The organism is Dyadobacter beijingensis DSM 21582 (genome assembly GCF_000382205.1).
Lineage (GTDB): Bacteria > Bacteroidota > Bacteroidia > Cytophagales > Spirosomataceae > Dyadobacter > Dyadobacter beijingensis.
This window is the reverse complement of the sequence record NZ_KB907787.1, coordinates 503,157-529,681: the sequence shown is the minus strand read 5'-3', so window position 1 is coordinate 529,681 and position 26,525 is coordinate 503,157. Positions and strand designations below refer to the sequence as shown.

At 51.0% G+C, this 26,525-nt stretch carries 25 protein-coding genes; 11 read left to right on the top strand and 14 right to left on the bottom strand.

Going from position 1 to position 26,525, the window contains the following annotated elements:
• Nucleotides 1-135: 135 nt before the first annotated feature.
• The gene (locus H144_RS0109490; protein WP_026350548.1) at nucleotides 136-1,698 is read left to right on the top strand and encodes an Rne/Rng family ribonuclease; all 1,563 of its coding nucleotides are present in this window, start codon (nucleotides 136-138) and stop codon (nucleotides 1,696-1,698) included.
• 44 nt (nucleotides 1,699-1,742) lie between these two features.
• On the opposite strand, the gene H144_RS0109485 is transcribed toward H144_RS0109490, so the two are convergent.
• From H144_RS0109485 to aat, 5 genes are all read right to left on the bottom strand, one after another.
• Nucleotides 1,743-2,570 (bottom strand): enoyl-CoA hydratase/isomerase family protein, encoded by an 828-nt coding sequence (locus H144_RS0109485; RefSeq protein ID WP_019941817.1) that lies wholly within the window; start codon nucleotides 2,568-2,570, stop codon nucleotides 1,743-1,745.
• A gap of 39 nt (nucleotides 2,571-2,609) precedes the next feature.
• Nucleotides 2,610-3,692, bottom strand: a complete 1,083-nt coding sequence (locus H144_RS0109480) for a M20 family metallo-hydrolase (RefSeq protein WP_019941816.1) — start codon at nucleotides 3,690-3,692, stop codon at nucleotides 2,610-2,612.
• Nucleotides 3,686-4,936, bottom strand: a complete 1,251-nt coding sequence (locus H144_RS0109475) for a glutamate-5-semialdehyde dehydrogenase (protein ID WP_019941815.1) — start codon at nucleotides 4,934-4,936, stop codon at nucleotides 3,686-3,688. Before H144_RS0109475 ends, H144_RS0109480 begins: the two co-directional genes overlap by 7 nt.
• On the bottom strand, nucleotides 4,936-5,967 hold the full coding sequence (gene proB / locus H144_RS0109470) for a glutamate 5-kinase (RefSeq protein ID WP_026350547.1): 1,032 nt from the start codon (nucleotides 5,965-5,967) through the stop codon (nucleotides 4,936-4,938). The genes H144_RS0109475 and proB overlap by 1 nt, the downstream gene beginning before the upstream one ends.
• A gap of 126 nt (nucleotides 5,968-6,093) precedes the next feature.
• On the bottom strand, nucleotides 6,094-6,702 hold the full coding sequence (gene aat / locus H144_RS0109465; RefSeq protein ID WP_019941813.1) for a leucyl/phenylalanyl-tRNA--protein transferase: 609 nt from the start codon (nucleotides 6,700-6,702) through the stop codon (nucleotides 6,094-6,096).
• A gap of 351 nt (nucleotides 6,703-7,053) precedes the next feature.
• Between aat and H144_RS0109460 the strand changes: the two genes are divergently transcribed.
• From H144_RS0109460 to hemH, 8 genes are all read left to right on the top strand, one after another.
• Nucleotides 7,054-7,785: a GNAT family N-acetyltransferase gene (locus tag H144_RS0109460; RefSeq protein WP_019941812.1), complete on the top strand. Its 732-nt coding sequence runs from the start codon at nucleotides 7,054-7,056 to the stop codon at nucleotides 7,783-7,785.
• 139 nt (nucleotides 7,786-7,924) lie between these two features.
• A complete protein-coding gene (locus H144_RS0109455) occupies nucleotides 7,925-9,127 on the top strand; it encodes an argininosuccinate synthase (protein ID WP_019941811.1) in 1,203 nt (400 codons plus the stop codon).
• A 5-nt stretch (nucleotides 9,128-9,132) separates the two neighbouring features.
• Nucleotides 9,133-10,125, top strand: a complete 993-nt coding sequence (gene argC / locus H144_RS0109450; RefSeq protein WP_019941810.1) for an N-acetyl-gamma-glutamyl-phosphate reductase — start codon at nucleotides 9,133-9,135, stop codon at nucleotides 10,123-10,125.
• Between the two features lie 47 nt (nucleotides 10,126-10,172).
• Nucleotides 10,173-10,400 carry a hypothetical protein gene (locus tag H144_RS0109445; protein ID WP_019941809.1) on the top strand — a complete coding sequence of 76 codons (228 nt, stop codon included), beginning with the start codon at nucleotides 10,173-10,175 and terminating at the stop codon, nucleotides 10,398-10,400.
• On the top strand, nucleotides 10,379-10,765 hold the full coding sequence (locus H144_RS0109440; protein WP_019941808.1) for a type II toxin-antitoxin system VapC family toxin: 387 nt from the start codon (nucleotides 10,379-10,381) through the stop codon (nucleotides 10,763-10,765). The genes H144_RS0109445 and H144_RS0109440 overlap by 22 nt, the downstream gene beginning before the upstream one ends.
• Before the next feature lie 14 nt (nucleotides 10,766-10,779).
• Entirely contained in the window at nucleotides 10,780-11,916 is a 1,137-nt protein-coding gene (locus H144_RS0109435; protein WP_019941807.1) for an aspartate aminotransferase family protein, read from the top strand.
• Between the two features lie 70 nt (nucleotides 11,917-11,986).
• A complete protein-coding gene (locus tag H144_RS0109430; protein WP_019941806.1) occupies nucleotides 11,987-12,934 on the top strand; it encodes an N-acetylornithine carbamoyltransferase in 948 nt (315 codons plus the stop codon).
• A 78-nt stretch (nucleotides 12,935-13,012) separates the two neighbouring features.
• Entirely contained in the window at nucleotides 13,013-14,086 is a 1,074-nt protein-coding gene (gene hemH / locus H144_RS0109425; RefSeq protein WP_026350546.1) for a ferrochelatase, read from the top strand.
• Nucleotides 14,087-14,160: 74 nt separating this feature from the next.
• Here hemH and H144_RS0109420 read toward each other — a convergent pair whose 3' ends face one another.
• The 4 genes from H144_RS0109420 to H144_RS0109405 all read right to left on the bottom strand — a co-directional run bounded on the left by H144_RS0109420 (nucleotide 14,161) and on the right by H144_RS0109405 (nucleotide 18,766).
• Nucleotides 14,161-15,309 (bottom strand): cysteine desulfurase family protein, encoded by a 1,149-nt coding sequence (locus H144_RS0109420; RefSeq protein WP_019941804.1) that lies wholly within the window; start codon nucleotides 15,307-15,309, stop codon nucleotides 14,161-14,163.
• 76 nt (nucleotides 15,310-15,385) lie between these two features.
• Complete coding sequence (gene glmM / locus H144_RS0109415) at nucleotides 15,386-16,789, bottom strand: phosphoglucosamine mutase (protein ID WP_026350545.1); 1,404 nt, start codon at nucleotides 16,787-16,789, stop codon at nucleotides 15,386-15,388.
• 182 nt (nucleotides 16,790-16,971) lie between these two features.
• Nucleotides 16,972-17,712 (bottom strand): proteasome-type protease, encoded by a 741-nt coding sequence (locus H144_RS0109410; RefSeq protein WP_019941802.1) that lies wholly within the window; start codon nucleotides 17,710-17,712, stop codon nucleotides 16,972-16,974.
• Between the two features lie 49 nt (nucleotides 17,713-17,761).
• Nucleotides 17,762-18,766 (bottom strand): alpha-E domain-containing protein, encoded by a 1,005-nt coding sequence (locus H144_RS0109405; RefSeq protein ID WP_026350544.1) that lies wholly within the window; start codon nucleotides 18,764-18,766, stop codon nucleotides 17,762-17,764.
• A 288-nt stretch (nucleotides 18,767-19,054) separates the two neighbouring features.
• On the opposite strand from H144_RS0109405, the gene H144_RS0109400 reads away from it, so the two are divergent.
• Nucleotides 19,055-20,551, top strand: a complete 1,497-nt coding sequence (locus tag H144_RS0109400; protein ID WP_019941800.1) for a helicase HerA-like domain-containing protein — start codon at nucleotides 19,055-19,057, stop codon at nucleotides 20,549-20,551.
• Here the strand turns inward: H144_RS0109400 and H144_RS0109395 are convergent.
• From H144_RS0109395 to H144_RS0109380, 4 genes are all read right to left on the bottom strand, one after another.
• Nucleotides 20,548-21,105 carry an acyl-CoA thioesterase gene (locus H144_RS0109395; protein WP_019941799.1) on the bottom strand — a complete coding sequence of 186 codons (558 nt, stop codon included), beginning with the start codon at nucleotides 21,103-21,105 and terminating at the stop codon, nucleotides 20,548-20,550. The two genes, H144_RS0109400 and H144_RS0109395, sit on opposite strands and share 4 nt — an antisense overlap.
• A gap of 9 nt (nucleotides 21,106-21,114) precedes the next feature.
• Nucleotides 21,115-22,200, bottom strand: coding sequence for a Gfo/Idh/MocA family protein (locus H144_RS0109390; protein ID WP_019941798.1), 1,086 nt, complete (start codon nucleotides 22,198-22,200; stop codon nucleotides 21,115-21,117).
• A gap of 12 nt (nucleotides 22,201-22,212) precedes the next feature.
• Complete coding sequence (locus H144_RS0109385; RefSeq protein WP_019941797.1) at nucleotides 22,213-23,565, bottom strand: neutral/alkaline ceramidase family protein; 1,353 nt, start codon at nucleotides 23,563-23,565, stop codon at nucleotides 22,213-22,215.
• 138 nt (nucleotides 23,566-23,703) lie between these two features.
• Entirely contained in the window at nucleotides 23,704-24,237 is a 534-nt protein-coding gene (locus H144_RS0109380; protein ID WP_019941796.1) for a YceI family protein, read from the bottom strand.
• 183 nt (nucleotides 24,238-24,420) lie between these two features.
• On the opposite strand from H144_RS0109380, the gene H144_RS0109375 reads away from it, so the two are divergent.
• Nucleotides 24,421-25,221, top strand: coding sequence for a transglutaminase-like domain-containing protein (locus H144_RS0109375; protein WP_019941795.1), 801 nt, complete (start codon nucleotides 24,421-24,423; stop codon nucleotides 25,219-25,221).
• 67 nt (nucleotides 25,222-25,288) lie between these two features.
• Here H144_RS0109375 and kbl read toward each other — a convergent pair whose 3' ends face one another.
• A complete protein-coding gene (gene kbl, locus H144_RS0109370) occupies nucleotides 25,289-26,476 on the bottom strand; it encodes a glycine C-acetyltransferase (protein ID WP_019941794.1) in 1,188 nt (395 codons plus the stop codon).
• Nucleotides 26,477-26,525 lie beyond the last annotated feature (49 nt).

The following is a 26,525-nucleotide window of genomic DNA, read 5'->3' as shown; positions in this document are numbered from 1 at the left end:
AAGAAATAATTGGCTATGACCGGGTTTTAACATTAAGATCCGGTCATCGTTATTCCCCACGTTTGTATCCCGCTAACAGTCTGATATGCGGGGAGTTAAGTATCAACATTATCGAGCCATTCAGTTGGTTGAACATTGAGTAACGAATTACTAATCAATTCTACTCAAAAGGGAGAGCGTATAGCCCTTTTGCAGGATAAACGTCTTTTAGAATATCACGTAGAAACACCGGACCAGAGCTTTACCGTAGGCGATATATACCTCGGTACAGTGCGGAAGCTGGTGGCAGGGCTCAATGCTGCCTTTGTAGACGTTGGTTTTGAAAAAGATGCATTCCTGCATTACCTCGATCTGGGGCCCAATATCAACTCGCTGAACAAGCTCACCAAGGACGTCATCGCCAAGCGCGCGCATTCCGGCAACTTGAAAAACTTCAAGATGGAGCCGGAAATCGAAAAGCTTGGTAAAATCGATAAGGTCCTTTCCAAAAATCAGCCGATCCTCGTTCAGATTGTCAAGGAGCCTATTTCTACAAAAGGCCCGCGACTATCCTGCGATATCTCAATCGCCGGCCGGTACATTGTATTAGTACCATTCTCCAATTCGGTTAACCTTTCCAAAAAAATCACCGACAAGCAGGAGCGCAACCGCTTGCAGCGCCTGATGTCTTCCATTAAACCTCAGAACTTCGGGGTGATCATCCGTACCGTGGCAATGGGCAAGGATGTGGAAGAGCTCAACAAGGATTTGCAGGATTGCCTCGACAAATGGGAGAACGGTATCAAGGCATTGAAAGACGCCAAGCCCCGTGACCGCGTTATCGGTGAAATGAACCGAGCATCTTCCATTATCCGCGACATGTTGAACGAGTCGTTCGACAGCATTACCGTGGATTCGAAGGAGGTTTATGACGATATCAAGGCTTATATTCACAACATTGCGCCGGAAAAAGAGAACATTCTCCGCCTGCACAATGGCAAAAACAAGCTGTTCGAGCAATTCGGTCTGGAAAAACAAATCAAGTCGCTATTCGGCCGCTCGGTAAGTTTGCCTAATGGCGGCTACCTGATCATCGAACATACGGAAGCGTTGCACGTGATCGACGTCAACAGCGGTAACAAATCCAATTCGGAAGAGGACCAGGAAGCTACTGCATTGAGCGTCAACCTCGAAGCGGCAAAAGAAATTGCCCGCCAGCTGCGGCTGCGCGATATGGGCGGTATCATCGTCGTAGATTTTATCGACATGAAAAAGGCAGAGAACAAGCGCACGCTGTTCGACGTCATGCGCGATGAAATGAAGGGCGACCGTTCGAAATACACCGTATTGCCACTATCCAAATTCGGTCTGCTGCAAATCACACGTCAGCGCGTAAGGCCGGAAATGAATATCGTCACCCGCGAAACCTGCCCTACCTGCGGCGGTACCGGCACAATCCAGGCGAGTATCCTCGTATCCGATGTGATCGCCAACAACCTCGATTACATTCTCACCAAGCAGAACGAGCGCGGCATTACGATTTCGCTCCACCCGTTCCTGCATTCTTATTTCACGAAAGGGTTGATTTCCGAGCAGGTGAAATGGTTCTTCCATTACAAAACCTGGGTGAAACTGATCAAAGATTCATCGTTAGGCGTAGTGGATTTCAAGTTCCATAACCGGTATGGGGAGGAAATTGAGATTGTGCCGACGAATTAGGGCCTGACGGCCCCGACCGCCGACGGCTGATCGCCGATTATTAGCTACTTTCCTTTCCAGACTGCTTCCCGCTTTTCTTTGAAGGCCAATGCTCCTTCTTTGGCATCTGCTGTTTGCAGAAGTTTATCAAGCTCGCTTTTCAGGAAGGTATGTTGCTCATTTTGAGGGATATGCTTCAATTCCTGCAAACTTCGCATTCCCGATTGGATAGCTAACGGAGCACTGTTGCAAATTAGTGAGGCCAATGCATTAACCTGCACCTCAATCACTTCCTTGTCTGCCAAATGCGTTACCAGCCCCATCTCCACCGCTTCCGTAGCTGAATAAGGCTTGCCGGTGATCGACATTTCAAGAATCTTCCGTTGAGGTACAATCCGCGCCAGCGATGCCATTACCTGCATCGGCCAGATTCCTCGTTTAACCTCCGGCAAACTGAAAGTGGCCTCTGGAACACTGAACACAAATGTGCAACCACATATCATCAGAAATCCTCCGGCAAGTACCGGCCCTTCCACCTGGGCAATGCAGGGTTTGAGTAATTCAATAAACGCATCCCCCATTCGTGCCTCTTCGTGTATTCGTGGCAATAACTCATTCACAGTATTCGCAGAAGGATCATGAAATGCATTCAAATCCGCCCCGGCACAAAACACCGGTCCTTCGGCCTTCAAAATCACGCAACGAATATCCGTTTGATAATGTGCATAGGCCAATGCATAAGTGATTTCCTCCGCCATTGTCGGCGTGAATGCATTCCTCTTCTCCGGCCGCGCCAGTGTGATGGTAAAAAGATGTCCGGCCTTTGCAGTTTTAATATGCAAAAACCGGACAGTGTCGAAAGCCTGGATATCTTCTTCGGTGTAGAATCGCATGCCAAAACACGGTTAGTTCGCTTTGGCAAGTATAGCAAATTATCGGGTCACCACGCCCTCTACCATCTTAATATACTGGGCAATGCCCTCTTCGATTTCGTGCAGGTAAATGAATTCATCGGCACTATGCGAGCGTGCGGAATGGCCCGGGCCCATTTTCAAAGACGGACAATCCAGCAATGCCTGGTCCGAGGTAGTCGGTGAACCATATGCATTCCGCCCCAATTTCAAGCCTTCCACGACGATCGGATGATCCATCGGAATGCTCGATGGCCGCAGGCGGATCGAACGCGGCGTTACTTCGGATTGAATATTCGCTTTGATTTCCGCGATTACTTCTTCCAAAGTGTATTGTTCTGTCACCCGCACGTCGATCGTGAAAGTACACACATCTGGTACCACATTATGCTGGGTGCCGGCATTGATGATCGTCACCGACATTTTGATCGGGCCGAGCGTCGGGGATACTTTGGGAAACTTATATTCGGTGATCCACTGAATGTCTTTCAATGCTTTGTAAATCGCATTGTCGCCTTCCTCGCGCGCTGCGTGGCCGGAAATGCCTTTCGCCGTGCAATCCAGCACCAGCAGTCCTTTTTCGGCTACCGCCAAATGCATTTCGGTAGGCTCGCCAACAATGGCAAATGCAATTTCCGGAAGCTCAGGCGCGACGATTTCCAAACCTTCTTTACCGGAAATTTCTTCCTCGGCCGTCGTAGCGATGGCAACATTATAGGTCAAATCCTCTCTTTCGTAGAAATGGCAGAATGTGGCAATCAGCGACACCAGGCATCCGCCGGCATCATTACTGCCCAGGCCGTACAGCTTCCCATCCTGCTCGATGGCTTTGAAGGGATCGAGCGTCCAGGATTTGTTCGGCTTCACCGTGTCATGATGCGAATTGAGCAGCATGGTAGGCTTACTCGCGTCGAAATGCTTGTTGTAAGCCCAGAGATTGTTCTTTTTAGTATGAAAAGGAATGTTCTTTCCCGTGAAAAAGTCAGCGATCAGCCTGGCTGTATTTTCCTCTTCCTTGCTGAATGAAGGCGTTTCAATCAGGTTTTTGAGCAATGCGATGGCCTCGGCGGACAGCGTCTGTATGTTTTCCAAAGTATTTACCATCTTACCTGTCCGTCTCCTTTAACAATCCATTTCTCGGTTACCAGTTTCTCCAATGCAAATGGCCCCCGGGCGTGCAGCTTCTGGGTCGAGATACCGATTTCCGCGCCTAATGCGAACACGCCGCCGTCCGTAAAACGGGTCGAAGCATTGGCATATACCGAAGCTGCATCCACCTCTTTCAGAAACGTCTCGATCGCTTCTTCGTTGGTAGAGACAATGGCTTCCGAGTGCCGCGACGAATAGTGTTCAATCTGTTTCAAAGCATCGCTCAAACCGTCTACCACCTTCACAGAGCATTTGAAATCCAGGAATTCCTTGCCGAAATCGTCTTCGCTGGCTTTTTGGAGATATGGATATTCAGCATTTGCAAGAATCTCATAGGATTCCTCATCCGCGAACACTTCCACATTCCACTTAATAAAATCTTCTTTCAATTTTGGCAGAAATTCAGCTGCTACTACCCTGTCTACCAGCACAGTATCGAGCGCATTACAGGCGGAAGGCTTCGAAACCTTCGCATTCACCACAATCTGGGCACCTTTATCGAGATCACCCGTCTTTTCAATATAAGTATGACAGACACCCGCCCCGGTTTCAATGGTGGGTACCAATGAGTTCTGGCGTACGAATTTGATTAACCCCTCGGAACCGCGCGGGATGATAATGTCCACATATTGAATGGCAGTAAGCAGCTCGCCTACAAACTCCCGGCCGGTCGGCAGCAAAGTCACAGCCGCCGCAGGCACACCAAAATCCGCCAGTGATTCATGTATAAGGCTTACCAGGTAATTATTGGAATGCTGCGCTTCCTTACCGCCTTTGAGCACGCACGCATTTGCAGAGCGCAGGCATAATGACGCCACATCGATAGTCACATTTGGACGCGATTCATAAATCACGCCTACCACACCCAGCGGCACGGCGATTTTTTTGAGGGAAAGTCCCTGCTGAATGGTTTTCTCGACAAATACCTCGCCCGTCGGGTCCGGAAGCTCGGCTACCTCAACCAGGCTTTGCGCCAGTTCATTGATCCGCTTCTGGTTCAGGAGCAACCGGTCCTTTTTCGGGTCGGCATCATCCATCAAATCCAGATCCTTCCGGTTTTCGGCGATGATGTTTTCGGCATTGGCCAACACTCTGGCCGAAAGGTTGATCAGCAGATCAGCCCTTTGCCTGTCTGTCAGCCGGCGAACGGCAACTGATGCCTCCCGCGCTTCCTTTAATTGAGGTACTATCGATTCCATTATAACAAAACTATATCATTGGCATGCGCCACTTCAAAATTCACTGTTTTCAGATTGGTGCGGATCGCCGAGGACGTCACACGCGCACGTGCGACGGCGATCATTTCGTCTTCCGACGAATATATTTCAATGATTTCGCCCGCTTCAAAATCGCCCGTTACTTCGGTGACACCTACCGCTAGCAAACTCTTACGTTTCAGTAACGCTTTCGACGCGCCTTCGTCGACACGCAATGTACCGGATACCAGCCCGCCGCTTCCCAGCCAGCGGTTACGTGCCGATAATGTGCTCTTTCCGGGCGTTATCAATGTCCCTGCTTCGCCTTTCAATGCATTCAGCAGTTCGTCCGGCTGGTTCATTCCAAAGATCACCACCCGGATCGCCATCCTGGATGCCAGTTTGGCGAAGGTCAGCTTGGAAGCCATCCCGCCGAGGCCGAGGAAAGATTTATCCGTTCTGACAAACTTAAAAACCTCGTTCACATTGGATACGTTCCGCAGGATTTTGCCTTCCTCGTCCAGCAAGCCGCCTACCGAGGTGCAGAACATCAGCGATTCGGCCCCGAAACCCACGGCCAGCAAGGTAGCCAGCTCGTCGTTATCCGAAAATTTCAGCTCGCGGTCGCTCACCACGTCGTTTTCGTTCACGATCGGGATAATGCCGTTCGACCAGAGTTCCTCGAACGTCTCTTTAAGTTGGAGGAATTTGTTGCGGTTGGCAAAATGCTGCCGCTCGCAAAGACTTTGAGCAATATAAATCTGATTCGGGGCAAAATAAGAAGCATAGAGGCCCACCAGCAGCGGGTTACCGACGGATGCGGCTGCCTTTCGCTGGGTCATTGTACCCTTATAATCATTGATATAGGCCTTACCAGCACCCACCGCACCCGATGAAACGATGATAATGCGGTATTGGGAATGGATTTCCGAAACCTGCCGGGCTATTTCCGAAATGATCCTGACATCAGGTTCACCCGAAGGAAGCGTGATAGAGGCCGTCCCGAACTTTATGACGAGAATAGGTTTTGACACTTTGGTATTCAAATAAGCGGTGCCATCGCTGATACTGCCGGCACCCGGTAATCGATCTGACGCCAAAAATACTTCTTTTCAGACGAAAACGGATGCGTTACCCTTGCACACCGCGCTTTTGGCACATTATAATTCCCTTAAAACCGCGCCGTCAAATGTCCTTCTGAGCTTCAATCCCTTCTGCAACTGGTCCAGGTACTGGTCGCGCGGGATCTCGATCGCGCCGTAACGAAGCACATTGTCGTTAATAAATTGCGTGTCGAGCAATGCAAAACGGTTCAATTTCAGGATCTGGATCAGGTAGTGGAATGCGACTTTCGATGCATTGCTCTCGATCGTAAACATCGATTCACCAAAAAACACCCCGTTTATAGAAACCCCGTACAACCCTCCTACCAGCCTCCCCTCGCGCCACGCCTCCACGCTATGCGCGTACCCGATCTCGTGCAATGCCGTGTAGGAAGCGATGATTTCCTCCGAAATCCAGGTCCCGGGCTCGCTCGCACGAGGGAGCGAGCAGCCCCGCATGACGCCTTCAAAATCGGTGTTAATGCGGATATCGAAATGCTTTTTGTTCAAAACGGGCCGAAGCGATTTCGACGGTTTGTAAGTATCGATCGGGATGACCGCCCGCGGGTTGGGCGAATACCAGTAAATCGTACCGTCCGCCTCGGCCATCGGGAATATGCCGTTGATATAGCCATTGAGCAAATCGTCGGTACTGATTGTAGTCATGAAAGCCACTGAATTGGGGAAAAAATATTGTTGATCGAAGTGGGAATAGTACAAAGTTTACCGTTCAAAACGAACCATAAAAATATATCTTCTGTTTCTTTGCTGTAAGATTTTTTTTTTGAAAATTTGCAGCCTCTTAGACGCACAAGCAAGTCAATGAATCACAACGGCATACATACTGTTCTGCATACTACGCCTTTCCGATTCAGGTCCCCACGGACCGCATAATCTCCTTTTACCTACGTGGTAAATATCTAATACCCGCAACTTTCTTACAATTTCTAGACGTCCCATCGTTTTCCTCTGGGTAGTTAATTTATTGTCTTGAACATTTTGTCAGCATAGTCATCAATGAAAAATACCGAAGTAGTGGGCAGTAAGTTTATCGTACAGACTGCCAATGAAAATCATCTCCATTACGCCGAACAAATCTGCGCGGAAATGGAGGAGAGCGCCAAAAAGCGTGGTACCGGTATAGCCAAACGTTCCCCAGTGTACATTATGGAGAAAATGGTGGAAGGAAAAGCCATCATTGCCACCACTGAGACGGGCGAATGGGTAGGGTTTTGTTACATCGAAACCTGGGAGCATGGAAAATTCGTGGCGAATTCAGGGCTGATCGTACATCCTGATTTCCGCAACAGCGGCATGGCGAAAGCTATTAAAATGAAAGCATTCGAACTGTCGCGTCATAAATATCCTGATGCCAAAATTATCGGTATCACTACGAGCCTTCCGGTGATGAAAATCAACTCGGACCTGGGCTACGAGCCAGTGACGTTCAGTGAATTGCCTGCGGACGACGCATTCTGGAAAGGCTGCGCGAGCTGTGTGAATTACGACGTACTCACCCGGACGGGCAGAAAGCATTGTCTTTGCACGGGTATGATGTATGATCCGGAAGATAAGAAACCTGCCGCGAAGCCTACCAACGGGAGCGAACCGGTAACCGAAAGCCATACCTGGGATTTCTTGAAGGAATCGAGCCTTTACGAGCGCTGGATGCGCATTAAGCAACGCATTTTGCTACGAAGGGAAGAACGCGCCAAAAAGAAAAACGCCGGGGCCGTGCTGGTACATTAATGTGCCGCACACTTGATAGATTTTAGTATCTCATTTTTAATACCCCGCCCGGCATCCGAAAAGGTCCGAAGCGGGGTATTTTTTGTTACTTTTGCACCGCAAATCAAGCATTTAGTCAGAATCAATATATAATTACATAATGTCACAGCCCAAAGTAGTATTAGCGTTTTCGGGAGGACTTGATACCTCCTTTTGTGTAAAATATTTAGCCGAAGACAGAGGTTACGAAGTGTACTCCGTTTTGGTTGACACCGGTGGTTTTTCGGACGAAGAGCTGAAAACGATCGAAGCGAATGCCTATGCTTTGGGCGTGAAGCAACATGCCACGATTTCCAAAACCAAAGAATATTACAACGATTGTATCAAATACCTGATCTTCGGTAACATTCTCAAAAACAATACTTACCCGCTTTCCGTAAGCGCAGAGCGCATTTTCCAGGCCGTTGCGGTGGCTGAATATGCCAAAGAAATCGGTGCCAGCGCGATCGCGCACGGTAGCACAGGGGCCGGTAACGACCAGGTTCGTTTCGATATGGCGTTCCGTATCATCGTACCGGAAGCCGAGATCATCACCCCGATCCGCGACCTGAAACTTTCCCGCGAAGCGGAAATCGAGTACCTGACGGCTAAAGGCGTTTCCCGCGACTGGACCAAAGCTGCATACAGCATTAACAAAGGCCTTTGGGGAACATCCGTGGGCGGCAAGGAAACATTGACTTCCGACCAATACCTGCCCGAATCGGCATGGCCTACGCAGATCACCAAAACAGAGCCGGAGCGCATTACTTTGGAATTTGTGAATGGTGAATTGAAAGGCGTTGCCGGTGAAACTTTTGAAAACTCGGTAACGGCTATTCAAAAGCTGGCCGAAATCGCGCAGCCATTCGGCATCGGCCGGGATATCCATGTGGGCGACACCATTATCGGTATCAAAGGCCGCGTAGGTTTTGAAGCAGCTGCCCCGCTGATCATCATCAAAGCGCACCATACGCTTGAAAAACATGTTTTGACAGAACAACAATTGTACTGGAAAGAACAGCTTTCGAACTGGTACGGCAGCTTGCTGCACAAAGGGCAGTTTGTAGAGCCGGTCATGCGTAATATCGAAACATTCCTCGCAGATACGCAGTCGCACGTGACGGGTAAAGCTCATGTGTACCTCGCACCGCACCGCTTCCATGTGGAGGGTATTGAGTCACCATTTGATTTGATGTCGTCGAAATTCGGCAGCTACGGTGAAATGAACAATGCCTGGACCGGCGACGACGTAAGAGGCTTCTCGAAAGTGGCTTCGAACCAGGTGATGATTTATGGAAAAGTAAGTGACTCGGTGAATCAGTAATTAAAATGAGTTTATCGACGAACATAAATATTGGCATCATAGGCGCAGCCGGCTATACCGGCGGTGAGCTGATCAGAATACTGGTAAACCACCCAAACGTCAACATCGCATTCGCGCATAGCAAAAGCCAGGCGGGCAAGCCGGTTTATGCGACGCACACAGATTTGCTAGGGGATACAGAACTGGTATTTTCGGGAGACGACATTCAGCCCCTGTTGGATCAGGCAGGTTTGAATGCGATTTTCCTTTGCTCCGGCCATGGCGAATCGAAGAAGTTTCTGGATGAATACCAATTACCGGCGACGGTGAAAGTAATCGACCTCAGCACGGATTTTCGGGATGAGTCGAATGGTTTTGTATACGGCTTGCCTGAGTTGCAACGCGAGCAGATTAAAGGCGCGACTAAAATCGCTAACCCAGGCTGCTTCGCGACGAGCATTGAATTGGCGGTATTGCCGCTCGCCAAGGCAGGTTTGATCCAGGACGACGTTCACGTGAGCGCCGTTACGGGCAGCACGGGCGCGGGGCAGGCGCTGAGCGCGACGACGCATTTCACCTGGCGGAACAACAACATGTCGATCTATAAGGCTTTCTCGCACCAGCATTTGACGGAGATCAAAATGACTTTCGGGAAGTTGCAGGGCGGTTTCGATAAAGCTGTGAATTTCGTGCCTTACCGCGGCGACTACACGCGAGGCATTATCGCCAATGTGTATACCCGCTTTGCCGGAACGTTGGATGAAGCAAAAGCCATTTACAAAGACTTTTACGCCTCCCATCCGTTCACGCACGTAAGCGACACGCCGATCGATTTGAAGCAGATTGTGAATACCAATAAATGCTTCGTGCATTTGGAAGTACATGACGGCCAGCTGCTGATCACGAGCATTATCGATAACCTGACCAAAGGCGCGTCGGGACAAGCGGTACAGAATATGAACCTGCTGTTCGGCCTGCCGGAAGATGCAGGGCTGCGGTTGAAGGCGCCGGCGTTTTAATTAGTGCCGCACCTTGTTTGAGTTTTGCATGTAAAGAGACCATCGCTATGAATGATTTGATTCAAACATATAATCAGTTGAGCGAAACACAACAAAGGCAACTAGTTGCTTTTGCTAATTTGCTCCTGCTCAAACAGAAGGCTAAGCAGCCAACCGGAAATCTCACTGAGTGGAAAGACAAGATAGCCAAGGTTTCCACTTGGAGTGAAGAAGACATTAAAACGCTCGAAGAGAACGCAAAACATATAAGTAAGTGGAAAGCACAGGATTGGTAATCGACACCGGGATTTTCATTGAATATCTCCGGAAAACTGAAAAATCGAAAACTATCCTGGCGTCATTACCCAATGATTCCTCGCTGTTTGTTTCTGCTGTAACCGTATATGAATTGATGATGGGAGCAACTAACGATCAGAAGAAAAAAGACGTGGAAATACTTCTTGAAGGAGTTTCCGTCCTGCCTTTTGATGAAGAGGTTTCTATGAAGGCTGCTGAAATATATCACAATCTGCGAAGGCGGAACCTGATGATTGAATTTCGCGACATATTCATCGCTGCCACAGCACTCGTTTTTCAATTACCGATCAAAACATTAAACAAGGATCATTTTCAAAGAATTGAAACTTTGGATTTAGCCTGATAAACCACAAAAAAATGTCACACCTTTTTGACGTCTACCCCATTTACGATATAGAACCCGTAAAAGCCGAGGGCAGCTACCTCTGGGACCAGCATGGCACCAAATACCTCGACCTCTACGGCGGCCATGCGGTGATTTCCGTCGGCCATTGCCATCCCTATTATGTGGATAAGCTGACGAAGCAGCTGAATGCGATCAGCTTTTATTCCAATTCCGTCAAAATTTCCATTCAGGAAGAGCTGGCAGAGAAACTGGGCGAGCTTTCGGGCTATCCCGATTACAAATTGTTCCTGTGCAACTCCGGCGCGGAAGCGAATGAGAATGCCTTGAAACTCGCTTCTTTTCATAATGGAAGAACGAAGGTGATTTCTTTCACGAAATCGTTCCACGGCCGGACGGCAGGCGCGGTGGCTGCTACTGATAATCCATCGATCGTTGCACCGGTAAATTACAAGGAACACGTTACTTTCCTGCCATTCAACGATGTTGAAGCAGCTGCGGAAGGCATTACCGACGAGGTTTGTGCAGTGATTGTGGAAGGCATTCAGGGCGTAGGAGGTATCAATGTGTGTACCGACGAATTTTTGCAGACGCTGAGACGCAAATGCGACGAAACCGGCGCGATCCTGATCCTCGACAGCGTACAATGCGGCTACGGACGGACGGGCAAATTCTTCTCGCACCAGTTCAGCGGCGTCGAGCCGGACATTATGTCGATGGCCAAAGGCATGGGCAACGGCTTCCCGATCGGCGGGATATTGATCTCTCCGAAATTCAAAGCGAGCTATGGCTTGCTGGGAACGACATTCGGCGGTAACCACCTGGCTTGCGCGGCCGGCGTGGCGGTGCTCGACATTATGAAGGAAGAAAACCTGATCGCGAATGCGGCGGAGATCGGCGACTATCTGTTCGAAGGCATTAAGGCGATTGGCGGGTATAAGGAATTGAGAGGCCGCGGGCTGATGATCGGGATCGAATATGATTTCCCGGTGAAAGACCTGCGTAACAAGCTTTTGTTTGAGCACAAAATGTTCACAGGCGTGGCGGGCGCGAACACGATCCGTTTGCTGCCATCGCTCGCATTGGGCAAAACGGAGGCCGATCTGTTCCTCGAAGCATTGAAAAAAGAAGTATCTGTCGCAGCTGAGTGATTTTTTTGAACTAATACCATCCTTGTCCCAGTTGAGAATAGGAACACCTATCTCCGAAATTTTAACCTGAATGAAACACTTTCTTTCCATTAAAGACGTCACCGACCTCCCTCAGCTCATCAGCAGCGGTATCGCAGCCAAAAAGGACCCGTTTGCAGACCAGGCGCTTGGGAAAAACAAAACGATAGGCCTGTTGTTTTTCAATTCGAGTTTGAGGACGAGGATCAGTACCCAGAAAGCAGCGCAAAACCTCGGCTTGAATGTGATTACGATGAATGTCGGCCAGGATGGTTGGGGACTGGAAATGGAAGAAGGCGTGATCATGAACGGCGACAAGGCGGAGCACGTGAAGGAAGCGGCGGCTGTGATCGGCAGCTATTGCGATATCATCGGTATCCGTTCGTTCGCAGGCTTGCAGGATCGCGAGAAGGATTATTCTGAAATTGTTTTCCAGCAATTCAAAAAATACGCGCAGGTACCGATCGTGAACCTCGAATCGGCGACGCGGCACCCGCTGCAATCGCTCGCCGACTGCATTACCATCGAAGAATTCAAGCTCAAAAAGCGCCCGAAAGTGGTTTTGACCTGGCTTCCGCATTTCAAAGCATTGCCCCAGGCGGTAGCCAACTCTTTCTGCGAATGGATGAACCCCATGGACGTCGAACTAGTGATCACGCACCCGGAAGGGTACGACCTCTCCCCCGATTTCGTGGGTAAAGGGCAGGTTATCTACGACCAGGACAAGGCTTTGGAAGGCGCGGATTTTGTATACGGCAAAAACTGGTCGTCTTTCAATGAATATGGCAAGGTATTGAACACCGACCCGTCTTGGATGATCACCGAGGCTAAAATGGCATTGACCGACAACGGCAAATTCATGCATTGCCTCCCCGTTCGCCGCAATATGAAAGTGGCCGACGAGGTACTCGACGGCCCGCGTTCGCTCGTGATCGAGCAGGCTGCCAACCGTGAATGGTCGGCGCAGGCGGCATTGAAAGAGGTCTTGTTAGGATTGTAATTGCTATTTTTGCAAGATTGAAAAAGAAAAGGGAATAGTCTTCCGCGACTGGCTTCCTCTCATGAAACTGATTATAAAATGAGTACAACCACATTGGCTCAACCCTTCGATACCACAACGATGAATGAAGTCCGGAAAACGGGCGTATTGATCGTCAACCTCGGCACGCCCGACAGCCCGTCGGTACCCGATGTACGCAAATACCTGCGCCAGTTCCTGATGGACGAGCGCGTGATCGATATTCCGTACCTGAACCGCTGGTTCCTCATTAACCTGATCATCGCGCCGTTCCGCGCACCCAAATCCGCGAAAGTTTACAAGCAGCTTTGGCGCCCCGACGGCTCTCCGCTGAAAACGTACGGCTATTCGGTGAAGGAAAAGTTGCAAAAGGTACTGGGCGAAGACTACATCGTGGAATTAGCGATGCGTTACCAGAACCCGAGCATTGAAAAAGCATTGACCGCATTGCGCAAGGAATGCCTGACAGAAATCGTCATCGTGCCGTTCTTCCCGCAATATGCCTCGGCGTCCACCGGCTCGGTGTACAAAGAGGTCATGCGCGTCGTGAAAGACTGGGAAGTATTACCCGAAATCCGTTTTGTCAACCGTTTCCTCGAACACCCGAAGTTCATCAAGGGTTTCGTGGATTTGGGTAAAAAATACATGGCGCAGCACGATTACGACCATTTCGTGTTCAGCTACCACGGCCTGCCTGAGCGGCAGATCACCAAGGGCGATGTGACGGGCAGTTTTTGCCAGTTCGGCAGCTGCTGCGACAAGCTCGATCACCGCAACCAGCATTGCTACCGCGCCCAGTGCTTCGAAACGACACGTTTGCTCGTGAAAGGCATGGGCATTCCCGAAGGCAAGTATACAACCTGCTTCCAGTCGCGACTGGGCAAAAATCCGTGGATCAAGCCTTATACCGATGAGGTAATCCCTGAACTGACGAAAAAAGGCGTGAAAAGCGCATTGGCATTTTCCCCCGCATTCGTCGCCGACTGTCTGGAAACGACCATCGAGGTGGGCGAAGAATATAAAGAGCTGTTCGAGAAGGAAGGCGGAGTGCATTGGCAGCTTGTCGAGAGTCTCAACGACTCCGACATATGGGTCGAATGCCTCGAAGATATCGTAAAAAACCCGGCCTCCTGATTCAGGGGCCGGGTTTTGGCTTTTATAGCTTCATGCTTCTGCAGATCGAACCGCTGTTAAGGCCTGGCAGGCATTTACAGAATAATGCTTTCTTTCTTATAAAGACTGATCAGCGTTTCCGCTGCGTAATCGATCTCCGCTTCCGTATTGTATTTGCCAAACGAAAAACGCACATTAGCGCGGTTCTCATCGATCCTGAGCTCATTCAGCACGTGTGAGCCAATGTCGGTCCCGCTCGAACACGCGCTGCCGCCTGAAACGGCGATCCCGGCAATGTCAAGGTTGAACAGCAGCATATCGCTGATGTCCGACGGCGGCAGGCTTACGCTTAGCACGGTGTAAAGACTTTCGCCCAATTCGGCAGACTTGCCATTGAACGTCACTCCTTCGATACCGGATTGCAATTTTGCGATCATGCGGCCTTTTAGCCCTTCGATATGCGCCTGGTGAGCGTCCATGTCACGGTAAGCGATTTCCAGTGCTTTCGCCAGGCCTACAATGCCGTAAATATTCTCGGTCCCGCCCCGCATGTTACGCTCCTGTGCGCCCCCGTGCACGAAGGGATGGATTTTAATGCCCGGACGAACGTACAAAAAACCGACGCCTTTCGGACCATTGAACTTATGTGCCGCGCCGACGATGAAATTCGTTTTCAGCTTTTGCAGATCGTGGCGGTAATGGCCCATCGTCTGCACGGTGTCGCTGTGAAAAATCGCGTCGTATTTCTCGCAAATGTCGCCCGCCGCTTCCAGGTCGAGCAGGTTACCGATCTCATTGTTACCATGCATGAGGGATACCAGCGAGCGTGGCTTCGAGGCCAGCAGTGCGTCCAGATGCCCCAGGTCGACTTCACCTTTCTCATTCAGGTTGACGAAGCTCAGCTCGATGACGCCCAGCTTCTTCAAATGTTCCAGCGTATGCAGTACCGCGTGGTGCTCGATGCGGGAAGTAATGGCATGTTTCAGGCCGAAAGTCTCGATGCTTGAACGGATAGCGGTATTGTCCGCCTCGGTACCGCCGGATGTGAAGAAGATCTCTGCCGGGGCCGCATTCAAAATTCCCGCGATGTTCTTCCGGGCGCGCTCGATGGATGAGCGTACCGCACGGCCGAACGAATGGATGGATGAGGGGTTACCGAATTGCTCGGTCATCAGCGGCAGCATGGCTTCCAGAACCTCAGGGTCCAGTTGCGTCGTCGCCGCATTGTCCAGATAGACTTTCATTGGATATAAATTAGAAAGATCACTCATTGCCAGTTTCCGACAACAAGTGACCTGAATTTGCTTAGCAACAGCTTTATTATTTCTTAGGTTCCGAAATGATTTCCTTGATATCGGAAATGATCTTATTGGCAAGGTTAATGGCCGTCGTCTGTGTTTCCGATTCCGAGTAAATGCGGATAATCGGCTCGGTATTAGACCTTCTCAAATGCACCCATTCGCGGTCGAATTCGATGCGGACGCCGTCGACCGTATTAACGGGCTGCTTGGAATAGCGTGTCTGAATGCGGTCGAGAATATTGTCGACGTTGATTTCCGGCGTAAGCTCGATCTTGTTTTTGGAGATATAATAATTCGGGTAGGCCCGCCTTAAACCGGATGCTTTCTTGCCCGATTTCGCCAAATGCGTCAGGAACAATGCTATGCCCACGAGCGCGTCGCGGCCATAGTGGCTTTCGGGGTAAATGACCCCTCCGTTGCCTTCCCCGCCGATCACCGCATTGTTGGCTTTCATGGCGTTCACCACATTCACCTCGCCTACTGCCGATGCAAGGTATTCGCCGCCGGCTTTAAGGGTGACGTCGCGCAATGCGGCCGTCGACGATAAATTCGAAACCGTGTTGCCCGGGGTATGTTTCAACACATAATCCGCCACGGCAACCAATGTATATTCTTCACCGAACGGCGTCCCATCCTCGCACATGAGCGCGAGCCTGTCAACGTCCGGGTCCACGACGATCCCGAGCTGGTAGGAGCCATTGTTGAGCTCCTTGCTGATGTCGTGCAAATGCTCCGGCAGCGGCTCGGGGTTGTGTGCGAAGTTACCGGTCGGCTCGCAGTTCAGCTTCTTGATGTTCTTCGGATCTACGCCCAGCGCTTCGAGCAGCTGCGGTACGGCAATGCCCCCAGTAGAGTTCACCGCATCGACCACAATCCTGAAATTGGCGTTTTTGATCGCTTCCGCATCCACAAGCGATAGCGAAAGCACATGATCGATATGCTTTTGGAGATAGGTATTGTCGGAAGCGTATCCGCCCAGTTTCTTCACGTCGGGAAAAATAAAATCTTCCGCTTCGGCGATGCGGAGCACTTCCGCGCCTTCCGCTTCCGAAATGAATTCGCCTTCGTGGTTGAGCAGTTTGAGGGCATTCCACTGGATCGGGTTGTGGCTTGCTGTCAGGATGATCCCCCCCGCCGCGCCTTCCGCTCTCACGGCTATCTCGACGGTAGGAGTGGTGGAAAGGCCAAGGTCGAGCACATTCAGGCCCACGCCTTGCAAGGTACCGGCTACGAGGCGGCTTACCATTTCACCGGAAAGCCTGGCATCCCTGCCGATCACTACCTTCTGATTCTGCGGATTTGTACGCCTCACCCATGTCCCGTATGCCGCAGCAAACTTAACAACATCAATCGGAGTCAGCGCCTCACCCGATTTTCCACCCACGATTCCCCTGATTCCTGAGATAGATTTAATTAACGTCACGATCTAGAATTCCTCTTTATGTTTGGTTGCAAAAATACTAAAATTCCCTCTCCCCACTTAGATTTTTCTACAAACAAAAAACTACAACTGATTATCTGGATTGATATCGTTCGTCTGTTTTCGGCATGAGTGATTTGCCGGAAATAGGGCATTAAAACGTGTCTCAGAGCTGCATTGACCGGTTATGCGGTCGAAGTTTCCCCCATTTTACCGAACACCGGGTCCATCCATTCCAGGGACAATTTTTGTACGGAATTGCTCAATAATGCGCTCCATTGCTTACCCACGTAGTCGAGGTCGTCCTTCTCGAAACGGTGCTCCACGAGCTGGAATGAGTCCTTTTCATACATGACGACATCTATCGGGTAATCCACATCATTGGAACTGACCCTTGTAGAATCGAACGACAAAAAACCGATTTTCAATGCATCCTGCATCGACGACTCGAATTTGAGGCTCCGATACAACAACGGCTTGCCATAACCCGAATTACCGATGATGATAAACGGCGAGCCGTCGCCCACTTCCACCCAGTTGCCTTCGGGATATAACAGGAACAGCTTATGGTCCGAATCGTTTTCGAGCTGGCCGCCGACGATCGCGAAAAGGTTGAAAACCAGCCCCGCATTGTTGAGCGCATGCCGGTCCTCGTCGGCTACCCGCCTGACCTGCTGCCCCAATGCATTCACGGCCTTGTAAAGCTTGTCGAATGAAGTGTCCCGCTCTTCCAGGACTTCCTTGAAATAGGTAATGGCCTTATCCCGCACCGACCTCAAACCGGAGGTCATGACAAAAATCGAATGCTTCTCCGACTGATATACAGATACTTTCTTATTGGTCGAAACTTCGGTTCCGGAAGTAAGGCGGGTGTCCGCAATGGCCACCAGGCCGGATGCTACTTTGATACCCAGGCAATATGTCATGTCTTAGCGGCTCAATAATGATAGAGTCGCTAAGATAGGAAAGTTTTGATCAGTTCATCCACTGACTTTTGAAATGCCCCTGGCTCTGGCTTTGCGATTGACCCGTATCCAAACCGAAGTACATATCGAAGATTTTATTGTCCACTTCGTTGTTCTTGATCTGGAATTTATCGAGATACTCGTGCAGCCCCATCTTGAAAACGTCTTCCACGTCTGTGAATTCCAGCTCGCTGCGGATCTTGCTCAATGCGCGCTCGGCCGGGCTGGTATAACCCCGTTCGGGAATAGAGCCGGCAATGGCGTAAAGCGACAGTTCCGCCTGGCGCACCGAATACGCGATCGAGCGCGGGAAAAGCTTGTCGAGGATCAGGAACGCCACGATGTTCATCGGCGTCAGCGCCCGGTGCGTCTGCCGGTACATATTGTAGGCACTCACCGATTTCAGTACGGCCGTCCAAAGCATTAAATCCAATGTCGACCCCGAAGTACCCGCATCCTGCAAAAGCGTGAAATATTTTACATCCAGGAAACGCGAGCATTTGTCGGCCCGCTCGATATGCCGGCCGAGGCGGCCGAAATGCCAGGCTTCGTTGCGCGTGATCGACGAGTCGACGACGCCGTGGAAAAGCTGGCAGTTTTTGCGGATATCGGTAAAATAGGCTTGCATATGGTCCATATTCCGGAAATCGTCGGGCGATGTTCCCTTAATGGCCAGGTAAAACGTGTTGATACTCTCCCACATTTCCTTCGAAATGGTCTCCCGGATCGTGCGCGCATTCTCGCGGGCTTCGTAGAGGCAGCTGATAATCGAGTTCGGATTCCGCTTGTCGAATGTCATGAAATGGATGACATCCTCTTTCGTAGGCTTATCGTAGTATTTGTAAAACAGGAAATGGTCGGCTGTTGCGATCAGAAGCGGCTCCCATTGTTCGTCCACATCGGGCGGAAGGTCGAGGGCCAGGTTAAAATTAACTCCCACGAAACGGGCATAATTCTCAACCCGTTCCATATATCGGTTCATCCAGTAAATTGAATTCGCAACTCGGCTCAACATAAAGGGTAAGTACGTCTCTAAATTTGTAAATCAGAATAATCACTAAGTGATCAAACCAAAATACCTAATAATATTTTGCAAATACAAGCATATACAAAAAGTTATATTATTTCCTCACAAATTATTATTCTACAAAATTCCCCGGGAAGCCTTGGAATCTTCCCGAAACGTTTAATTTTTGTAAATTAACCTTTCATCAAACCATAACCCGTATTTCCTGTGTCAAAGAAAGAACAATTTATTGCAGCAATTCAGAAATCTTATCAAACTGACAAACCTGTAATTCATTTGGGGTCGGCCATTCTCGATGGCGAGATTATCGGCGAGGCCCGCGTGAACCTTCCCTTGCGCATGATGAACCGCCACGGACTGGTGGCCGGAGCGACCGGATCGGGTAAAACGCGCACACTGCAGGTATTCGCCGAACAGCTTTCCGCAGCCGGCGTGCCCGTATTCATGTCGGATATCAAGGGCGACCTTTCGGGCATTGCGCAGCCGGGCAAGACCAATGCAGCCCTCGAAGAACGCGCGCAGATACTCGGTACCGTTTTCGAACCCAAAGGCTTTCCCGTAGAGCTGTATTCGCTCAGCGGCAAAAAAGGCGCCCAAATGCGCGCAACCGTCCTCGAATTCGGCCCGATATTGCTTTCCAAAATATTCGAATTGAACGAAACGCAGGCCGGCGTGCTCGCCATCCTATTTAAATACGCCGACGATAAGGACCTGCCGATGGTGGATTTGAACGATTTGAAAAAAGTCCTCAACTACCTCGCCGAAGGCCCCGGCGCCGCGGAGATCAAAGCCGATTACGGCACTATTTCAGCATCCACAGCCGGTACGATCCTCCGCAAGATCGTCGCGCTGGAACAGCAGGGCGTGGGTAGTATTTTCGGGGAAAAATCATTCGATATAGAAGACCTGATCAATAAGGTCGACGGCCAGGGCGTGATCAGCCTGCTGAATGTGTCCGATGTGCAGGACCGCCCCGCGTTGTTCTCGACATTTATGCTGAGCCTTCTGGCGGAACTATATCAAAAACTACCGGAAGCGGGGGATCTGGACAAACCCAAGCTGGTATTCTTCCTCGACGAAGCGCATTTGCTCTTCAAGGACGCGCCCAAAGCATTTCTCGAACAGATCGAGCAAGTAGTGCGGCTCATCCGGTCCAAAGGCGTGGGGATTTTCTTCTGTACCCAAATGGCGCAGGACGTGCCGGTATCGGTGCTCGGCCAGCTTGGCAACCGCGTGCAGCACGTGCTCCGCGCATTCACGCCGCAGGATGCCGAAGGGTTGAAACAAACTGTCAAAACCTATCCGAAATCCGATTTCTATTCCATCGACCAGATACTCACGACATTAGGAATCGGCCAGGCGCTCATCACGGTTTTGAATGAAAAAGGTATCCCTACCGAAGTGGCCGCCACGCATTTAATGCCACCGGCGTCCATTATGGGCCCGATGGTGCAGGCCGATTACGACCAGCACGTGCAAAAATCGGATGTGTACTCGAAGTACAAAGATCCTGTCGACCCCGAGAGCGCGTACGAAATCCTGACCAAGCGCATGGAAGAGCAGGCGCGCAAGGAAGCCGAGGTGAAAGAAGCCGAAGTGCAGGCGAAAGTCGAGGCGAAAAAGGAGAAAGAGCAATCGAGCATGATCTCCGACGCGCTCAACTCGCCATTGGCCAAACAAATAGGCCGCGAAGTAGTCCGCGGCGTTTTTGGAATGCTGTTTGGCAAGAAAACCACCTCGCGGAAGAGCGGGGGCGGGTTGTTCGGATTCTAAACATCCGTATCAAACCCGATCACGCAGCGCTGGTTTTCCAGTTTGATCAGATTCTGATATACATCGAGACGCGTTTTGGCATTGTCGAACGCGTCTCGGTACTGTTCCTTCAACTCCCGCCGTTTGATCGCTTCCAGAAAACGGCGCGCATCGCCCTCGTTTTCCAGCAGCAGTTCAGGCACCACGGTAGGCTTGTTATTGTCGTCTTTGGCAACCATTGTCACATAGGAAGTATTCGTATGCCGCACCGTGCGGTTCCTGACGTTTTCAGCCACCACACGAATACCCACTACGAGCGAAGTCCGGCCGACATAGTTCACCGATGCGTGCAGCGACACGAGATCGCCTACCTCCACCGGTTCCAGAAAATCCACCGCATCCACCGAAACCGTCACGCAATAGGTGCCCGCATGGCGCGTCGCGCACGCATACGCGACCTTGTCGATCAGCGAGAGCAATATCCCCCCGTGTATTTTCCCGCCGAAGTTGGCGTAGGAAGGGATCATCAATTCGGTAAGGGTAGTCTGGGAGAAACTGACGGGCCTGGGCTCCATAAGCATTGTTTATTTTTTCAAAAAGATGGTTTTACCGGTTTTAGCAGCCTCTTTGGCCGTTTCCAGTATTTCTACGACGGTCACATTCACCGGCAGCCCGTACAAATCGTTCTGATCGAGTTTCAGACGCCCCTGCACGACGTCGGCCAGCACAGAGAACGGATCGGTATAAGGGGCCGGGCGCGGATCTAGTTTCAATGTTTCTTCCGGTGCTTTTTCCTGTAAGCGCTGGCGAACGGTGGTCGCATTCACGGCCACGGCATAGCCTTTATTGCCATATACTTCCATGTCCTTTCTGGCAAATGACCAGTTCCAGGAGCCCTGGATAATGCATTGCGCCTTGGGATATTGCAGGATAATGGACGCCTCATCGTCGACATTCTTGTAGATATCCGGCTTGTTCTGGTGCGTCGCGGCGGTGACCGAAATGGGCCGCTCCCCTTTCATGAGCCAGGTCATGAGGTTGGCGCCATAGCAGCCAAAGTCGACCAACGCGCCGGCACCGTTTTTCACCGGATCGGTCAAAATAGCGAAAAACTCCTTGCTCACCCCGATTTCCTTGGGCCCCTGATGGCCGTCGTTGACCATTACTTTCCGGATTTCGCCCAGCTTACCGTCCTGAATGAGCTGGTTCACATGCTGGTTGCTTGCGTACCAGGAGGTTTCGTAGTTGGTCAAAACGTGGATATTGTTCTGCGTTGCCAGCTTCTGGATTTCCTTTGCATCGGCAAATGTCGTCGCCAGCGGCTTTTCCACCATCACATTCACTTTCCTCGGCGCACAGGCGCGAACCACCACCACGTGCTCGCTGATCGCCCCGAATGCAGAAACGGCTTCCGGTTTCGTCTCATCGAGCATTTTATTCAGGTCTGAATAAAACAGTTTCGGATCGAGCTTGTAGCGTTCGGTAAACTGTTTCACCAGATCGGGGTTCGTTTCCCAGATGCCTACCAGCTGAATGTCGGTTTTGTCTTTCCGGTTAAAAATCCAGCCTACGTGGCCGTGGCTTAGCCCTGCTACCGCCACGCGAACGGGTTTCTGGGCCATGGAAGTAAGGCTGAGGAATGCCAGGAAAAGGAATGCGAGTGTTCTCATATCAGTTGCGGTTTAGGATAATTTATCGATAATATCTTTGATCACTTCCTGCAAGTAGGCGCCATTGTACGGCCCGTACCAGCTCATGGTTTTTGTTTCGTACAAATCGCGGTTGAAATACTTATCGTGGGTTATGTAGCCGATATAGCCGCCGTTAAAGCTCGTCACCATCAGGTTCAGGCCCTTGGTTTTCGCATAAGCATCGAGGCTGGCGGTGAGCTCGCCGGAAAAGTCGCAGGGCATGCCTACCATGAGAATGTTGCCCACGCGCAATGCTTTTACAAACACGGGATATTCGCCGAATGCCTTTTTGAATGCCCACGGCCGGAGTACGATGTTCATCGTCAGGCGCGGCGTGGGTTCACGGAGCGGCAGGGGCAACGTCAGCGTTTCCACGATTGCGCTCTTCGCGTCCTCCCTTGTGGTTGCAGGTGACAGCAATGCATTCTGCACGCCGAATGCCTGGTTTTTCACCTCATCGAAATCATCCGTACCTTTTTCGATCGGCCCCATGCTGCCTACCGCCCCGGCCATGTACATCGCGAAATTGTAGCGTCCCTTTTCCAGCGAGTCCACGAGCATGCCTGGGTAGTCGCGGGAGAGGACGATGTTTTTGGAATTCAATACCGTGGAATGTGCCGCGAATGAGCTGAGAATGGCCTTCTGCCCGCTTCGGGTAACAAATGCCGCCGACCGGATCTCGGGGTCGATGCCTCCCTCCTCGCCTACCAGCCGGTTGCGGATATCCAGCGAGTCGAGCGATTCGAGGTATGTCAGCTGCACAGGTTCTACCCTTTTCTGCGCGTCGGCAATGGCCTGGTGAAATGCATTGGCAAGGTTTTCCACAATAGCAGGGTCATACTTTCCCGAAAAGAACAGCGACGAAATGCCCGTTCCCCAACCGCCGACGCTGTTGTGGCTGTGCGTGGCTCCGAAATAGATCTGGTCAAACGGAATATCGCCCGGTTTCAGCTTCTCTTTCAATACCTTAATGACGGTGGGCGGGATGATGAGCAGGTCGGCCGCGATGATGGCGGCTTTGGTATGGCCATTGTCGATCACCATCGCACGCACGTATACGGAGTCGTGCACGGCGGTGTAGGGTTTGCCGCGCCGGTTGCCGTAGCCCGCCGTGGGTGTTGGCGTTGCGGGTGTGATGTTTACTTTGGCCCAACCGGCCCGCAAAGCGCCGGCCGTGTCTGCCGGAGTCACTTTTACGCCGCCGATCAGCGTTTTCCATTCTTTATAATAAGCCATTTGCTGATACGGCGTGTCGTCCATCGTCGTGATCATCGTGGCAATGGCGATTACCAGCACGAGCAGGAATATGCCTATAACTTTGAGTACAATGCGAAGCAATTTCATGGATTGCGTATAGTGGAGTTCAGGTTTGAAGGAAAAGACGGGAGGTCCTGTTTTCTATTGATCACAAAAATACCCGGCAAACCTGGTTTCGGTTCATGCCGGGTACCTTTTGGGCATTAAATGTTTGTCGAAAGCGCTTCAGGGCTGTTTTACGAGCTGAATATTCGCGATCAGCTTCACGTCCTCGCCAATTACCAGGCCGCCCGAATCGGTCAGCTGCATGTAGTTGAGGCCAAATTCCTGGCGGCTCAGACGGCCCTCCACCTCGAAACCGATGCGCGTGTTTCCGTTCGCATCCTTCTCGGCCCCGCCGTATTCGGCGTCGAGCTCGATGGGCTTCGTAATACCTTTCAGGGTAAGGAGGCCCGAAAGCTTGTAATTATCGCCTTTTACCTGATGAAAATAGTTGGATTGAAAAGTAATGTGCGGATATTGCTCGGCATCGAAGAAATCCGCCGACCGCAAATGGGCATCGCGCATTTCCACGTTGGTATCGATACTGCTCACGTCGAGTGAGAAATGTATTTCCGCGTTTTCGAAGTTATTCAAATCCGAAGTAGCCCCGCCCTCAAAGTTCTTGAACGAACCGGTGATGGTTGAAATCACGAGGTGTTTGATCTTGAATTGCACTTCGGAGTGCGTAGGGTCTACAATCCATTTTGTAACTGCCATAGATGTATTATTTAAATTTCACTAAATACTACTCGCTCTAAAATTAGCATTCCTGACATACAAACGTCGATAAAATGGATTTAATTCTGGTCTTTGCGCATGTTCACGATAAAATAAATGGCACGTAATTTTTAAATAACTATGCATCATTACATTGAACTCAAATACTAATCCGACTCATACATGAAAATGAAGGGAAGAAGCATATTCACGTACGACGTGTATGCCCCCACCACCGTAACGACCATGTTACGCCCCCGCCGCCAGGAAGGCCAATCGATCATACAGGAAGGTTTCAATATCGAGCCGTCGGTACCGTTTTCGGAATACACCGATCTGTACGGTAACCCCTGCCAGCGCACCATTTTACCGGTCGGGAGAGTTACCATTTCTACGGAAGTACAGGCGCAGGTAAGCCCTACGAAGCCCATACCGAACCCTGCACCTGCGTATATGCTGGTAGGGGACCTGCCCGATGAAGTGATGCATTACATTCTGCCGAGCCGCTACTGCCAGTCTGATCTGCACGAAGTCAATATGCTGGCGATGGAAATCGCTGGTAACCTCACGCCCGGTTACGACCAGGTGGAAGCCATCCGCAGCTGGATTCATAACAATGTAAGGTATCAATACGGCATGTCCGATGCCTCCACCACGGCCCTCGATACCGCCCGCAGCCGTGTAGGCGTGTGCCGCGATTTTACGCATTTGGCTATCGCATTATGCCGAAACCTCTGCATTCCCACCCGGATGACGGTAGGTTACCTCGATAAATTGAAGGATATGGACCTGCATGCGTGGTTTGAGGTGTTTATCGGCGGCGAGTGGTACACATTCGATGCGGTGCAGGAAAAGACCGAAGGTTACCGCATTGAAATCGCCCACGGCCGCGACGCCGCCGACGTGGCGATGGTGACGCAGTACGGGAATGCCACGTTGCAATCCCTGCATGTAGAAGTAGAGCTCCTGGAACCGGAGCAATAGGACAAAAAGCCGGTACCGGAATCCGGTATCGGCTTTGTTTTATCGGTTTTAGCTATTGAAATGTGGTCTAAATCACGCCCAACGTCTGCCCAACCTTCGTAAACGCCGCAACGGCCTTTTCCAGGTCTTCCTGCTCGTGCCCGGCGGAGATTTGTACGCGGATGCGCGCCTTGCCCTGCGGCACTACCGGGTAGAAGAACCCGATCACGTAAATGCCTTCTTCGAGCAGTTTGGCGGCGAAATCCTGCGCCAATGTCGCTTCGTACAGCATAATCGGCACAATGGGGTGCTCGCCCGGCAGAATATCGAAGCCCGCTTCGGTCATGGCTTTGCGGAAATATTGCGCATTGCGTTCCAGCTTGTCGCGCAGGGCAGTAGATGAGGTAAGCAAATCGAGCACTTTGATGGAAGCGCCTACAATGGACGGGGCCAATGTGTTGGAAAACAAATACGGCCTTGAACGCTGGCGCAGAATCTCTACGATCTCTTTTTTCGCAGCCGTAAACCCGCCGGACGCGCCGCCCAATGCCTTACCGTAAGTGCCGGTAATAATATCGATGCGGCCCATTACATTGCGGAATTCGTGCGTACCGCGACCGGTTTTGCCCATGAAACCCGTGGCGTGGCATTCGTCGATCATGACCATAGCTTCGTATTGCTCGGCCAGGTCGCAGATTTTGTCAAGCCGCGCAATGGTACCATCCATCGAGAACACGCCGTCGGTCACGACGAGAATGCGGCGGCTGCCCTGGGCATCTTGCAGCTGCTTTTCCAGGTCGGCCATGTCGTTGTGCTTATAGCGGAAGCGTTTCGCCTTGCAAAGCCGCACGCCGTCGATGATCGACGCGTGGTTCAGCTCGTCGGAAATGATGGCATCCTGCTCGTTCAGCAAAGGCTCGAACACCCCGCCGTTCGCATCGAAAGCGGCGGCGTAGAGAATGCAATCCTCCGTGCCAAGGAATTCGGCTGTTTTGCGTTCCAGCACCTTGTGAATGTCCTGCGTGCCGCAAATAAACCGCACCGACGACATTCCGAAACCATGCGTATGAATGGCCTCGATACCCGCCTGGATCACATCCGGGTGCGACGACAGGCCGAGGTAATTGTTTGCACAAAAGTTAAGCACATCCGCGCCATCGGTTGTCGCAATATGCGCCGCCTGCGGCGTCGTGATCACGCGCTCCTTTTTATATAATCCCGCAGAACGGATTGCTTCCAGTTCACCGGCGAGTTGTTCTTGAATGTTGCCGTACATAAGTTATGAGTTTATGAGTGTATGAGTTCAAAGTTTAGGATTGAAGAGT